General features: G+C 46.0%; 13 protein-coding genes. 6 read left to right on the top strand and 7 right to left on the bottom strand.

Annotated elements, in window-relative coordinates; genetic code table 11:
* Window positions 1–18: 18 nt before the first annotated feature.
* A complete protein-coding gene (gene kefB, locus K08M4_RS01385) occupies window positions 19–1,815 on the bottom strand; it encodes a glutathione-regulated potassium-efflux system protein KefB (RefSeq protein ID WP_086048636.1) in 1,797 nt (598 codons plus the stop codon).
* The gene (gene kefG / locus K08M4_RS01380; RefSeq protein WP_086048635.1) at window positions 1,802–2,386 is read right to left on the bottom strand and encodes a glutathione-regulated potassium-efflux system ancillary protein KefG; all 585 of its coding nucleotides are present in this window, start codon (window positions 2,384–2,386) and stop codon (window positions 1,802–1,804) included. The genes kefB and kefG overlap by 14 nt, the downstream gene beginning before the upstream one ends.
* A gap of 174 nt (window positions 2,387–2,560) precedes the next feature.
* On the opposite strand from kefG, the gene K08M4_RS01375 reads away from it, so the two are divergent.
* The 6 genes from K08M4_RS01375 (at window position 2,561) to crp (ending at window position 8,376) form a co-directional block, all read left to right on the top strand.
* On the top strand, window positions 2,561–4,483 hold the full coding sequence (locus tag K08M4_RS01375; protein WP_086048634.1) for an ABC transporter ATP-binding protein: 1,923 nt from the start codon (window positions 2,561–2,563) through the stop codon (window positions 4,481–4,483).
* Entirely contained in the window at window positions 4,480–4,950 is a 471-nt protein-coding gene (locus K08M4_RS01370; RefSeq protein WP_086048633.1) for a TIGR02444 family protein, read from the top strand. Before K08M4_RS01375 ends, K08M4_RS01370 begins: the two co-directional genes overlap by 4 nt.
* A gap of 270 nt (window positions 4,951–5,220) precedes the next feature.
* Complete coding sequence (locus K08M4_RS01365; RefSeq protein ID WP_086048632.1) at window positions 5,221–6,228, top strand: hydrolase; 1,008 nt, start codon at window positions 5,221–5,223, stop codon at window positions 6,226–6,228.
* 114 nt (window positions 6,229–6,342) lie between these two features.
* Window positions 6,343–6,555, top strand: coding sequence for a YheU family protein (locus K08M4_RS01360; RefSeq protein WP_086048631.1), 213 nt, complete (start codon window positions 6,343–6,345; stop codon window positions 6,553–6,555).
* Window positions 6,556–6,632: 77 nt separating this feature from the next.
* The gene (locus K08M4_RS01355; protein ID WP_004729650.1) at window positions 6,633–7,502 is read left to right on the top strand and encodes a phosphoribulokinase; all 870 of its coding nucleotides are present in this window, start codon (window positions 6,633–6,635) and stop codon (window positions 7,500–7,502) included.
* A gap of 241 nt (window positions 7,503–7,743) precedes the next feature.
* Window positions 7,744–8,376 (top strand): cAMP-activated global transcriptional regulator CRP, encoded by a 633-nt coding sequence (gene crp / locus K08M4_RS01350; RefSeq protein ID WP_004729651.1) that lies wholly within the window; start codon window positions 7,744–7,746, stop codon window positions 8,374–8,376.
* A 177-nt stretch (window positions 8,377–8,553) separates the two neighbouring features.
* Here crp and K08M4_RS01345 read toward each other — a convergent pair whose 3' ends face one another.
* From K08M4_RS01345 to K08M4_RS01325, 5 genes are all read right to left on the bottom strand, one after another.
* Window positions 8,554–9,345 (bottom strand): DUF1338 domain-containing protein, encoded by a 792-nt coding sequence (locus tag K08M4_RS01345; protein ID WP_086048630.1) that lies wholly within the window; start codon window positions 9,343–9,345, stop codon window positions 8,554–8,556.
* Between the two features lie 257 nt (window positions 9,346–9,602).
* Complete coding sequence (gene astD / locus K08M4_RS01340; RefSeq protein ID WP_012604932.1) at window positions 9,603–11,060, bottom strand: succinylglutamate-semialdehyde dehydrogenase; 1,458 nt, start codon at window positions 11,058–11,060, stop codon at window positions 9,603–9,605.
* A 39-nt stretch (window positions 11,061–11,099) separates the two neighbouring features.
* On the bottom strand, window positions 11,100–12,119 hold the full coding sequence (gene astA, locus K08M4_RS01335) for an arginine N-succinyltransferase (protein ID WP_086048629.1): 1,020 nt from the start codon (window positions 12,117–12,119) through the stop codon (window positions 11,100–11,102).
* Between the two features lie 107 nt (window positions 12,120–12,226).
* Entirely contained in the window at window positions 12,227–13,438 is a 1,212-nt protein-coding gene (locus K08M4_RS01330; RefSeq protein ID WP_065207400.1) for an aspartate aminotransferase family protein, read from the bottom strand.
* 465 nt (window positions 13,439–13,903) lie between these two features.
* On the bottom strand, window positions 13,904–14,482 hold the full coding sequence (locus K08M4_RS01325) for an aminodeoxychorismate/anthranilate synthase component II (RefSeq protein WP_086048628.1): 579 nt from the start codon (window positions 14,480–14,482) through the stop codon (window positions 13,904–13,906).
* Between the last annotated feature and the right edge of the window lie 250 nt (window positions 14,483–14,732).

Here is a 14,732-nt window from a genome sequence, read left to right as displayed (position 1 = left end):
ATTAGTTATCACTTCAAGCTATTGCCAATAATTTCGAGACTGGTGATCGTTTTCCATCTCGTGTCCAAAAATCTCTTCGAGTTCTTTACGAGCCTCTTTTGCTCGTTGGGCCAACTCAGCATCTTCATTATGCTGAGGAAGTAACTCTTTGAGCATACCATTATCCAATTTCCTAAAGTGTGCTTCTGCTCGCTTCGCTTTATATGGGTGCATTCCAAGTTCGGTCAATGTTTGACGACCTAAATCCAGTGCCCCAAGGAAGGTTTCGCGCGAGTAGTTACTCACACCGTGGTTAAGTAATTGATACGCTTCAACACGGCTTCGAGCACGCGCTAAGATCTTTAAGCGTGGAAAGTGCTGCTTACACAAATCGACGGTTTTCATGATTTCATCAGGAGAGTCAGTACACAACACGATGGCTTCCGCCTTGTCTGCACCGGCTGCCCGCAACAGCTCTAGATGAGTGGAATCTCCGTAAAACACTTTGTAGCCGAATTTTCTTAGGATATGGATTTGGCTGGCATCACTTTCAAGGACGGTAATACGAATCTTGTTGGCATACATCAAGCGACCAATGATCTGACCGAAACGACCAAAGCCCGCAATAATCACTCGAGGGCTGCGATCAACCACATCCGAAGACATCGCGCTTTCACTGATTTGGTTAAGTTGACGAGCAAAAAATCGGTCTTGCAGCTTAAGCATCAATGGCGTGGTCACCATAGAAAGGCTCACGACCACCAGTAAGAACGACACTTGGTCGCCGCTTAAGATGCCTTGTGCACTCGCCGCGGTAAAAATAACAAAGGCAAACTCACCACCTTGGCTGAGAATCATCGCCATTCGGCTGCGCGCTTTAGCTTGAGTGCCAAAGATACGAGCGAGTGCATACAGCACTAATCCTTTCAATACGACCAGAGACGACACCGCAATCAATATTGCGAATGGACTTTCTGCCAGTAAACCTAAGTTCACCGCCATACCAACCGAGATAAAGAATAAGCCAAGCAGTAACCCTTTAAATGGGTCGATTGCGATTTCTAACTCGTGGCGATATTCACTCTCAGCCAGAAGCACGCCTGCCAAGAAAGTACCTAATGCCATCGACAAACCAATCTGCTGCATGATGACAGCAATACCAATCACCAATAACAGCGCCGCGACCGTGAACAATTCACGCACACCGCTCATGACCACGTAGCGGAACAGTGGTCTCAACAAGAAGTGGCCACCAACAAGTAAGCCTATAACACCGCCTAGCATCCATAACATGTCCGCCCAACTGCCACCGGTATTACCCGCAAGCAGAGGCAGCATCGCCAACATAGGGATTACTGCTATATCTTGGAAAAGTAATACCGCAAAACCTGACTGCCCTGCTTCTTTGCCACCAAGCTCTCGCTCTTCAATAACACGCAACGCAATAGCGGTCGAAGACAAAGCTAAACCCATGCCGATGACTAAGCTAGTTTGCCAAGTTAAACCAAACATGCACGCGATGGCGGTAATAATCAGGGTGGTGATCAGCACTTGCGCGCCACCGAGTCCGAGAATAGGGGCTCGCATCTGCCACAGCTTTTTCGGGTTAAGTTCGAGACCAATCAAGAAGAGCAGCAGTACCACCCCGAATTCGGAGAAGTGTAGAATCGCCTCTACATCACTGATTAAACCAAGTCCCCATGGGCCAATCGCCACACCCGCTAATAAGTAACCGAGTACCGAACCTAATCCCGCGCGCTGTGCGATAGGAACCGCAACCACAGCAGCGGCTAAAAATATAACGCTACTTTGTAGAAAATCGTTAGTCAGAGCCATCATCTGCTCCTATATCTTGTAGCGGGTCTCGCAGCCAATTTCGATACGCTTCCGCGTGTTGGTAACGCGTCATATCCGAGACGTTTCTTGCCCAGTGTAGAACTAAAGGTGACATCCAGTGCATCTGACACAAAGCGGCGGTTAACTCGAATGGCTGCAAAATCTCTTGTAATGGATATTTATTATAGCCTGCCTCTCCAAATGCCTCTCCTTTACCACCGGTAGTAATCACACTGCGCCAGTGTTTACCTTTAAGCGCACTTTGCTCACCAAAGGCAAAACCCTTGCCTAACACGCGATCAAACCACTCTTTCAACAACGAAGGACAGGAATACATAAACAAAGGGTGTTGGAACACGATCACATCATATTCAAGCAGCAATGCATGCTCAGAAGGCACATCAATAAAGAAGTCAGGATAGATGGCGTAGAGATCGTGGACTTTGACATTCCCAAGCGACTCGATCTTTTTAACCATGATCTGGTTAGCGATTGAGGTTTGCGGCTCTGGGTGCGCATAGATGACCAGCACCTTTGGCACGGGGTTGTCTGTCGAGGGAGTATTACTCATTCCTTTGAAACATTCCTTTGAAGGCTAAACGGTGGCAAGGCCACAAGAATTTAAGCAAAAGTTACTAATATGTTATTGGCATCATAACGCAAATTGCATTGTGATCGACTTTTATCTGGTTTCAGCCTACTATGCAGGCGTCTGTTCACCTCTAATTTCTATGCTATTTCAATTATGATTACTTTCTCTGATATTCAATTGCTACGCGGCGGTAAGCCACTCCTCGACCAAGCGTCTGCCACTTTTCAGCCTGGCGACAAGATTGGCTTGGTTGGTAAAAATGGCTGTGGTAAATCTACGCTGTTCGCCTTAATTAAAGACGAGCTATCGATTGATGCCGGTTCATTCAGTAAACCCGCTCACTGGGAAATGGCTTGGGTTGCTCAAGAAACACCTGCATTAGAAAGAACAGCCATTGAATACGTAATTGATGGCGACCGTGAATACCGTGGCCTTGAAGATCAACTTGAGAAAGCCGAACAAGCCGACAACGGTACATTGGTCGCAGAGATCCACGGCAAGATTGAAACCATTGGTGGTTACAGCATCAAAGCACGTGCTGCCGAGTTATTGGATGGCCTAGGATTTCGCCAAGAACAAATGACATGGAACCTAACCCAGTTCTCGGGTGGTTGGCGTATGCGTTTGAACCTAGCGCAAGCCCTACTGTGTCGCAGTGACCTACTGCTACTCGATGAACCTACCAACCACTTGGATTTAGACGCAGTAATGTGGCTAGAACGTTGGTTACAAAGCTACCCAGGAACGCTAGTGCTTATCTCGCACGATAGAGACTTCTTAGATCCTATCGTCAACCGCATCGTGCACGTTGAAAATCAACAGCTCAATGAGTACACGGGTAACTACTCATCGTTCGAAACCCAACGAGCGCAAAAGCTAATTCTGCAACAAGCGATGTACCAAAAGCAGCAGAAACAGATGTCTCACATGCAGAGTTACATTGACCGTTTCCGTTATAAAGCCTCAAAGGCTCGCCAAGCGCAAAGCCGTATTAAAGCGCTGGAGAAAATGGAACAAGTGCTGCCCGCTCAGTTTGATAACCCATTCAGCTTTGAGTTTAGAGAACCAGACGCGCTGCCGAACCCAATCATGATGATGGATGAAGTATCAGCGGGCTACGATGACAACCTGATTCTAGAAAAGATTCGCTTGAATCTAGTACCGGGCAGTCGTATCGGCCTACTGGGTCGAAACGGTGCAGGTAAATCAACGCTGATTAAACTGCTTTCAGGCGAACTGAAACAGCAAGGTGGAGAGCTGAGCTATTCGCAAGGCGTTAAAATGGGTTACTTTGCTCAGCACCAATTAGAGACGCTGCACCCAGAAGAAACACCGCTGCAACACATGATGCAGATTGCCCCTAAACACACAGAGCAACAACTGCGTGACTACTTAGGTAGCTTTGGCTTCCAAGGTGAAAAAGCCCTCGACAAGGTTGCACCATTCTCTGGTGGTGAAAAAGCACGTTTGGTATTAGCGCTACTGGTATGGCAAAAACCAAACCTGTTGCTACTCGATGAACCAACTAACCACTTGGATCTCGACATGCGTCAGGCGCTGACGTTTGCGTTGCAGACGTTTGAAGGCGCGATGGTTATCGTATCGCACGACCGTTACCTACTTCGTGCCACTACGGATGATTTATACCTTGTACACGACCGTCAAGTTGCACCGTTTGATGGTGACCTAAGCGATTACTACAAGTGGCTAACCGAACAACAGAAAGTTGAGCGCAAAGAAGCACAAGCATTGGCACCAGCAAAAGACAGCGCCAACAGTGCAGCAGCGAAAAAAGAGCAAAAACGTAAAGAAGCCGAGTTCCGTAAACTGACGGCACCACTGCGTAAAAAGCTAACTCAATTTGAAAAGCAAATGGATAAGCTGACGCTATCTCTCGAAGAAGCTGAGCAAGAATTATCCGACACTTCACTGTATGAAGCTGAAAATAAGGCTAAACTGAATAAAGTACTCGCTCTCCAAGCGAGCAGTAAGTCACAGCTAGAAGAAGTTGAAATGGATTGGATGTCCACTCAAGAAGAGCTTGATCAGATGGAACTGGATATGGATAGCTTATGAGCCCAGAGCACGCCCCAATATCACTAACACTGGAACGACTATGGCAATTTAGCCTTCAGTATTACAGTGTGCGCGGTGTTAAGGATGCGTGCTTAGCTTTGCAAAACCAATTCCATGGTAACGTCAATCTACTGCTGCTTCTCAAATGGCTTGATGAGCAGCAACTCTCTTTTGCTGAGGAAGAGTGGCACAAGGTTCAACAATGCTTAAGCCGCTCTGAAACCTTGCTTCATAGTTATCGAGAGCTGCGTAAACACCTCAAAGCACACGTTGTTGATTCACTCTACCGTGAAGCCTTACAATTTGAGCTGCAACTAGAGAAGCAACAGCAATCAGATCTCGTTGATTGCATTAAGTCTCTTCAACTTACTGCGAACCAACAATCACCGCTCGCTTTACAGTACTGTCGTTTATTAGGGGCGGAAAATCTCTACGCCGCTTTTTCTGAACCAGCACCACAGCCCTAACGCATTCCCTTTTCCTTTTATTCAATCAAGCTCCAAGCTTACTTGGGACTATCGCTCTTCGTGCTCACGCGATGGTGACTCGATTATTAGCAAGATATAGAGCTTAACCTCTATAATACTCAACCAGTTACCCACAACCTGTTTTGTAACCTATATAAGTGAAACTCTTGCGCTTATGACGAGAATCAACCAAGCTCAAATAAAAACGTGGGCCTTTCACTACAAGCTCAACACCTTATCAAAGCCCATAAAAGAAGCATGGACTGTTTTATGACAATATTTACCGCAGCGGCCGGTCTATCTAATCCGCACTTACAAACCTTAGTGCCACGGTTTATTAGAAAGCAGGCGCTGTTTGACCCTCACTGGCAAACCTTAGAAACTCCCGACGGCGATTTCCTAGACCTTGCATGGAGTGAATCGCCTGATGGTGACAACTCGACTAATGACAATCCAAGCTCTGATAAACTAAGTAACAAGCCGATATTCGTTCTATTCCACGGTTTAGAAGGTAGCTTTGAGAGCCCTTACGCCAACGGACTGATGAATGCCTTTGCTAAAGATGGTTGGTTATCCGTGATGATGCACTTTAGAGGATGCAGCGGAAAACCGAATCGCTTGGCTCGAGCATATCACTCCGGTGAAGTTGAAGATGCGCGCTTTTTCCTAAGACATCTGCACGCGCAGTTCCCCAACAACCCCAAAGTTGCGGTTGGCATATCTTTAGGTGGAAACATGTTGGCGAACTATTTGGCTGAGTACGCGGACGATCCTCTACTTTCGGCGGCAACGATAGTTTCTGCACCTTTTGACTTAGCGTGTTGTTCTAGTCGCATTGAGCAGGGCTTTTCCAAGCTCTATAAAAAGTATCTACTCAACTCTCTAAAATCAAACGCCTTAAAAAAAGCTAACTTGCTACAGGAAAAGCTTGGTATCACAGCGAAAACCATTAAGAAGATCACCAAACTATATGAGTTTGATGAACGAATCACTGCACCTCTGCACGGCTTCAAGAACGCACAAGATTATTATGCGCAATGCTCCGCACTGCCTAAACTCAAAAAGATCAAACTGCCGACTCAGATCATTCATGCCAAAGATGATCCTTTCATGACTGATGATGTGATTCCAAAGTTCGTACTACCAGACAATATTGATTATCGTCTGTTTCAGAAAGGTGGCCATGTCGGGTTCATTACAGGTAGCACACTCAAGCCAAGATTTTGGTTAGAAGAAGCATTACCCGCCTACTATGAAAGTATCCAAGATTCGGCATAATGACGAGCCTTAGTAAAATGTCCGAGCCTTATTAAATAGAAGTGAGAATATTACTAAGCTCATTCATTTCTACATCAATAAACCTATCCATGAACATAAAAGAGAGAAGTATTTATGATCATCCCATGGCAAGACATTGCGCCAGAGACACTGGAAAACCTCATTAAAGAATTCGTGCTGCGTGAAGGTACAGACTACGGTGACATAGAAGTTTCACTGCAAAACAAAATTGACCAAGTGAAACATCAATTAGCCTCAGGAGAAGTGAGTATCGTGTTTTCTGAGCTGCATGAAACCGTTGATATTCAAGTCACAAAACGCTTCTAGGCTGCGCTCATAAAGGAGCCGTGTTATAGTGGTAAACGATTGCTAACAAGTAAGTTACTCAAAAGACAAGGGTTGTCATGTCCGCTAAACATCCAATTATTGCGGTGACGGGTTCATCTGGAGCCGGCACCACCACCACCTCAGAAGCCTTCCGCAAAATGTTCAATATGATGGACGTAAAGGCTGCTTGGGTTGAAGGGGATAGTTTCCATCGCTTCACTCGCCCAGAGATGGACGTCGAGATCCGTAAGGCGCGCGAGCAAGGTAAGCACATCAGCTACTTTGGCCCACAAGCTAACGATTTTGGTGCATTAGAAGAGTTCTTCCGTCAATACGGTAATGAAGGTACGGGCAAAGTCCGCAGCTACCTACACACCTTTGATGAAGCCGTGCCTTATAATCAAATGCCAGGCACCTTCACACCATGGCAAGAGATCCCTGAAAATTCCGATGTGATGTTTTACGAAGGCCTACACGGCGGTGTGGTAGATGGGGACATCAATGTTTCTCAACACGTCGATTTGCTGATCGGCATGGTGCCTATCGTAAACCTAGAATGGATCCAAAAGTTCGTTCGTGACACACGCGATCGTGGTCATTCTCGCGAAGCAGTAATGGACTCAATTGTTCGCTCGATGGATGATTACCTTAACTACATTACTCCTCAGTTTTCACGTACTCACATCAACTTCCAGCGTGTTCCAACGGTAGACACATCAAACCCTCTCAATGCTAAAGGGATCCCAAGTTTAGATGAAAGCTTCGTTGTTATACGCTTACGCGGCATCAAAAACGTCGATTTCCCTTATCTTCTGGCTATGATTGATGGCTCATTTATGTCGCGCCACAACACGCTTGTAGTACCTGGCGGCAAGATGAGTTTTGCTATGGAACTCATTGTAAGGCCTATCCTGCAACAACTTATAGAAACCGGGAAAATAGGCTAACAAAACAACATTCTGGTTGATTACTTTTCATACCGTGATCATGTGCACAATTTTGCGTAAAAAATCGTAGCTTGGTCACGATTAAAATCAAGAAATAGTACCTGAAAAAGGATACTATTCTTAAACGAAACACAAGATAGCTTGCAGCACTCAACGAGTGCTCTTATCCTAGCTACGTCAATTCAGGCTTAGCTAAAATATGGAAAGCGGCAAGCATACCCTGCAGAGGAAGTAAGATATTATGGTTCTAGGTAAACCCCAAACCGATCCAACATTAGAGTGGTTCCTTTCACACTGTCATATTCATAAGTACCCTTCAAAAAGTACTTTGATTCATGCTGGTGAAAAGGCAGAAACCTTGTACTACATCGTTAAAGGTTCTGTGGCAGTTCTTATCAAAGACGAAGAAGGTAAGGAAATGATTCTTTCTTACCTAAACCAAGGCGACTTCATCGGTGAGCTTGGCTTGTTCGAAGAAGACCAAGAGCGTACTGCATGGGTTCGTGCAAAATCTCCTTGTGAAGTAGCTGAGATTTCTTTCAAGAAATTCCGTCAACTTATCCAAGTGAACCCAGATATCCTAATGCGCCTTTCAGCGCAAATGGCAAACCGTCTACAAGTAACTAGCCAAAAGGTTGGTGACTTAGCGTTCCTTGACGTAACAGGTCGTATCGCTCAAACGCTACTAAACCTAGCGAAACAGCCAGATGCAATGACTCACCCTGACGGCATGCAAATCAAGATCACTCGTCAAGAGATTGGCCAGATTGTTGGTTGTTCTCGTGAGACAGTTGGTCGTATCTTGAAGATGCTAGAAGAGCAGAACCTAATTTCTGCACACGGTAAAACTATCGTGGTATACGGCACTCGTTAATCTCGATTAACTGAGCCAAAAATTTGAAAGCCACCAAATGCGAATTTGGTGGCTTTTTTGTTTTCTAAAGATCTACAAAGAAAATACGAATGAAACACCTACAGCTTCCAAGCGAAAATACTCTCGAAGCGAAGCCTATCTGAATCTCTAGAGCAAAGCCCGTACTCGCATCTTTCTTTAACCGTTAGTGCTTTCGAAGATCTTATCCGCCGATGCTGCAACAAAACCTGTATAAAGCTCACCGTTGGCCATCGCATAACGCTTAGCGAACTCATAGAAGCCTCCAGGAATCATCTCATTGCCTTCAACAAATGAAACTGGGACTTTGTCTGCCATTGTAGATGATTGCTCTAATAAGACCTCTGGAGAGCCTTTAACCTGACCACCAGATGCATTGATAGTGAAACCTGAATCACTCAAATAGTCATTCACAGTCTGTACTTCATCGAACTCATTGAGCTGGTTCACACTCACCGTAAAGTGATTTGCACCGTAACCATGAGCCGCTAGCCAAGACGCGTATTCACTCTCTTTTGCTAGAACTTGAAAATCCGCGAAGCTCAGGTCCCAAAGGCGACCACCAAACAAGAACTCATGACCTTGAAGCTTGCTTGCGTCGACTTGCTCAACCAACTTAGCCACGATCTGTTGCAAGTCACTTGAACACTCTTCGACTTTCAACTCACTAATGAACACTTTCGGTTGGTTTGGATCTGGGTGCTCGTAATGCTTAGCCACTAGCTTCTTGCTCTCAAATAAGTAATCGCCACACGCCTTGTAACCTAACTCAAGGAAAGGTTTAGCCAATGTTTCAATACCCAGTGGTGCAACATTGAAAGTACGCAGTGCAATGTGATCATTAATCAGAGCTTCATCTTCTTTCAGCAAATGGTGTACTTTCTCAGCCGATGGGCAAAGCCTGTGAATGTAATCATCCCATAGTGGTTTAAAGAGTAGATCGGGCGTCATGGTGACTCCTTGTCAGAGGTTCTAGCAAGCTAGTAATTTGGATTAGAGAGGGAGAGGCTGGACACAGAGTCAGCAGCCATCAGCCTGTGACATACTTGTTCTATTATTATCTACCGCCCAATCTAGGTGTAGGACGTGATGGAAAAAGGAAGCGATAACACCGCTTCCTTATTACACAATCAATCAATGAATCTGTTATTCATGAACCTAGAGCTCATAAGCTTGTGATTCATCAAGTTATAGCTTAAAAGCAAAAACTACAGCTCAATACCGGGGCTAAACGTAGCTGGCAGTTGAGTTTCACCACCTTCCATTGACGCCATAGGGTAAGCACAGTAGTCAGCCGCGTAGTAAGCACTTGGGCGTAAGTTGCCCGAAGCACCTGGACCACCAAATGGAGCATCGCCACTTGCGCCTGTTAGCTGGCGGTTACGGTTAACAATGCCCGCACGGATATGGTCAACGAAGTATTCCCACTCCGAATCGTCGGTTGAAACTAGGCCAGCAGACAAACCAAAGCGCGTGTCATTAGCCAGTTCAACGGCTTGCTCTAGCGATTGGTAGCGAACCACTTGCAGTAATGGGCCGAAGTACTCTTCATCTGGCAACTCAGCAATGTTGGTTGCATCGATGATACCCGGAGAAACAAACGCCGCTTCGCCCGCTTTTGCTTCGACTAGGCTTACACCACCTAACGATTGCAGATTAGCTTGCGCGTCCAAAATGAACTTAGCTGCCGCTTCAGAGATTTGTGGACCCATGAAGGGTGCTGGCTCAGCGAATGGCTGATCAACACGAATCTTCAAGGTAGCCGCAACGAGCTTATCGAGCAGTTGATCGCCCTTCTCACCAACAGGAACATACAAGCGACGAGCACACGTACAACGTTGACCTGCACTGATAAAAGCCGATTGGATAATGGTATAAACCGTCGCGTCAGCATCACCAAATTGGTCACTGATCACCATAGGGTTATTGCCACCCATCTCTAGCGCCAGCATCTTGCCCGGTTGACCCGCGAATTGACGGTGAAGGATATGACCGGTATTAGCACTACCCGTGAATAGCACGCCATCAAGACCTTTAGCATCAGCCAGTGCGATACCTGTCTCTTTAGCGCCTTGCACTAGGTTGATCACACCAGCAGGAAGGCCAGCTTCTTGCCATAGCTTCATCGCAAATTCACCTGTCCAAGGTGTCTGCTCTGACGGCTTAAAGACCACGGTATTTCCCGATAGCAGTGCAGGAACAATATGACCGTTAGGTAGGTGACCTGGGAAGTTGTAAGGGCCAAATACCGCCATTACGCCTAATGGGCGATGACGAAGTACGATTTGGTTGCCTGCGGCTTCACGTGAAGCTTCACCCGTACGTTCGTGGTAAGCACGAATAGAGATAGCGATTTTACCCGCCATCGCACCCGCTTCAGTGCGAGTTTCCCAAATCGGTTTACCCGTCTCTTTTGCAATAATCTGTGCAATTTCTTCGCTGTTCTCTTTTACCTTCTCAGCAAAGTTCAACACGATCGCTTCACGCTCTGCAAAGCTCAGTTTCTTCCAAACTAAGAACGCATCACGAGCCGCTGCTACTGCAGATTCAACCTGCGCTGGTGTTGCACTATCGCCTTGCCACACGACTTCATTGTTGTATGGGCTTACTGATGTCATGGCGTCGCCTTGACCTGCCACCCACTGTCCTGCTATCCACTGAGTCATACTTCTATCCTTAAAATCTTCGACAGATAATCGCCGCTCTTATTGAGCCAACATGCGAACGAATTCGCCTTCTTTTACTTCAAGAGCGCTTGCTACTTCAGATGATAAAATCACTGTGTCGCTTGCTTGGTCATACGCGCCTTTCGCGGCTACTGCGCGGAAGTTCTCAAACGAGGTATTACCAATTAGGAAGTCTTTAGAGCTTGAATGCTCTGCAATTGTCACTTGAGCTCGAATTGCATGACGCACTGATTCGATATTTCTTAGATCACACTCAACCGTTGGGCCCCCATCAAAGATGTCGACATAACCACGATTGGTGAAACCTTCACGCTCCAGCAACTTAAGTGCAGGGCGCGTATTGTCATGAACCTCTCCAATTACTGCCTGAGCTTCTTTGCTCAGTAGGTTCACATAGATAGGTAACTTCGGCATTAGGTCAGCAATGAAGCCTTTCTTACCAATACCCGTTAGGTAATCGGCGAGCGTAAAATCAATCGAGAAAAAATGATCTTGCAGCCATTGCCAGAAAGGAGAATTACCTTCTGCATCGGATACGCCACGCATCTCAGCAAAAATGGTTTTTGAGAAACGCTCAGGGTGTTCTGCCATGAGCAAGAAGCGACACTTAGACATCAAACGACCATTCAATCCACCACGGAAAGCCGGGCGCAAGAACAGTGTGCAGATTTCACTGCATCCGGTGTAGTTATTACCAAAAGTCAGTAGCTTCACGACGTTATTCACGCCCAGCTTTTGCGATGAGTGAACCACTTTGCTGATGTGGTAAGAGTAAAACGGAACATCCCAGCCAATTGAGGCTTCGATGCCTGTGGTACCTGCGACTTCTCCGGTTTCAGTGTCAAAGCCGACCATTAGATAGCCTTCATCACCGGGTTCAGTCACGTCTTGTTTGGCAAAGCTGTATTCAGAGTGAGAAATTCGGTTAGTTAACAGTTCTTCGTTAACCGGAAGAGATGTGAATCCGTGACCAGATTCAACCGCGCAGGTATGCAGCGCATCGTAATCAGATAATTTTATTGGGCGAACAACTAGCATCAATATTCCCTCCAGATGCAAAATAGGCCCAAAACGAGAATCTTGGGCCTTTAGCAGTACGTCATGGGATCGCTCTAATGGCGATCATTCCTATGACGCCGCTCAGGCTAAACTAGCGTAGCGATTGCTTTGTCTAGTTTTGATAAACCTTCTTCAATTTCTTGTGTAGTAATAACCAGTGATGGCGTGAAACGAACCACGTTTGCACCCGCAACCAGTACCATCAAGCCTTGTTCGCCTGCTGCCACTAATACATCACGAGCACGACCTTGCCATGCTTCATTAAGCGCAGCGCCTAGCAATAGGCCTTTACCGCGAACTTCACTGAATATTTGGTATTTGTCGTTGATCTTAGCTAAACCATCACGGAACAGTGCTTCACGTTCTTTCACGCCAGCTAGCGTTTCCGGTTGGCTAACCACATCAACAACCGCTTCAGCAACGGCACACGCCAGTGGGTTGCCGCCGTAAGTAGAACCGTGCGTACCGACTTTTAGGTGTGTCGCGAGTTCAGTGGTCGTTAGCATTGCACCGATTGGGAAACCGCCACCCAGTGATTTTGCAGTGCTTAGGATGTCAGGTGTCACTCCTAGGCCTTGGTAAGCGTAAAAGTTACCAGTACGGCCATTACCTGTTTGCACTTCATCAAAGATAAGCAGCGCATTGTGTTTGTCACACAGTTCACGAACCGTGTTCACGAACTCAGAAGTTGGAGAGATGATACCGCCCTCGCCTTGCAGAGGCTCCATCATGATTGCACACGTGCGATCTGAGATGTGCGCTTCTAGCGCGGCAATATCGTTGTAAGGCAGGTGAGTGACATCGCCCGGTTTAGGACCGAAGCCATCAGAGTAAGCCTCTTGACCACCCACAGTTACGGTAAAGAAAGTACGACCGTGGAAACCTTGTTTGAATGCAATGATTTCAGATTTCTCAGGACCATGAACATCCGCAGCCCAACGACGAGCCAGCTTCAATGCTGCTTCGTTAGCTTCTGCTCCAGAGTTGGCAAAGAATACTTTTTCGGCAAAACATACGTCTGTTAGCTTCTTCGCTAGACGCAGTGCTGGTTCGTTGGTCATGACATTACTTAAATGCCAAATCTTGTTTGCTTGCTCTGTAACTGCGTTAACCATTGCAGGGTGACAGTGACCCAAACAGCTCACAGCGATACCACCAGCAAAGTCGATATACTCTCGCCCTTGTTGGTCCCAAACGCGTGCGCCTTCCCCTTTTACTGGGATCATTTCCATTGGGTTATAACAAGGCACCATCACCTCATTAAACAGACTACGTTCTACTTTTTTTTCCACTGTCATCGTACATTCCTTCTCGATACCGCAAGCTTCGCAAATAAGCGTACTGGTTCATAAGTGAGACAAAGATATTTTCTCTCGCCATAATCCCGCTGCAGCATTATATTTACATTTAATTAACGTTTTCAATAGTAGATTATTCTTTAGCCATCCCTAACAACCAGCTAAACGTCACTATCCATGACTATTTATGCATCAATTAATCTGTTTTATGAAGCTTTTTTTACCTAAACGCATAACCGGTAACAGCAAAGCCTTACTGGCATTGCGGTATATTGGGGTCGAGACGAAATAAGGCGAATAATTTTGCATAGGCTAAAAACTTAGCCTGAAGAGAGAGAAATGTTATAAAAAGTGATCAGCGTCAGAGGAGTAAGAGACGCGGTGCGCCCGAATTTAAACGCTTAACGAATGGACTAACAGGTTTGACTGGCTTATTTAGATGGAGAAAGGGTCGAATTTAAACACTCAACGCTCTAAGAAGTTAGCGAGAAGCTGGTGTCCTTGCTCTGTTTTAATCGATTCAGGATGAAATTGGACGGCATCAATCGGCAAGGTTTTATGTTGATACCCCATAATCTCATCCATACTGCCATCTTCAAATTCCGTCCAAGACGTCAGTTCAAAGCAGTCAGGTAGCGTGCCATTTTTCACCACTAGGGAATGGTAACGTGTCACAGTTAGAGGGTTATTAAGCCCTTGAAAAACGCTCTTGCCATTGTGGCGTATTGGAGAGGTTTTACCGTGCATCACTTGTCTGGCTCTCACCACTTCACCACCAAAGACTTGAGCAATGGCTTGATGACCAAGACACACACCTAAGATCGGTAGCTTACCTACGAAGTGTTCAATCACCTGTAGCGAAATGCCCGCATCATCGGGCGTACAAGGACCCGGCGAGATAACAAGATGGCTAGGATTCAGCGCTTCAATACCCGCAATATCAATCTCATCGTTGCGAACAACTTTTACAGTGACCCCTAACTCACAGAAGTACTGATACAAGTTATAGGTAAAAGAGTCGTAGTTATCGATGATAAGTAACATGGGTCGAAATCGTTTGCTAAATACTAAATGATTGGAAGATATAGGGGCGGTATTGTGCAATATAAAGCAAGAAAGGCAAGTGAAAATGACAAAAAGAAAATCAGCTTTCGCTGCCCTGATAACTTTACACTACAAATACATAAACGTTACTGGCAATGAAGCCAGAGTGATTTACTTTGTCTTCTCAATACAACAGATGCCTCCCATCCACGTCAAGGCTCCATAAAAACAAAAACCACACAAAGTTACA

Source organism: Vibrio syngnathi, assembly GCF_002119525.1.
Lineage (GTDB): Bacteria > Pseudomonadota > Gammaproteobacteria > Enterobacterales > Vibrionaceae > Vibrio > Vibrio syngnathi.
The sequence above is the reverse complement of the archived record's forward strand: the minus strand, read 5'-3'. Positions and strand labels throughout refer to the sequence as shown.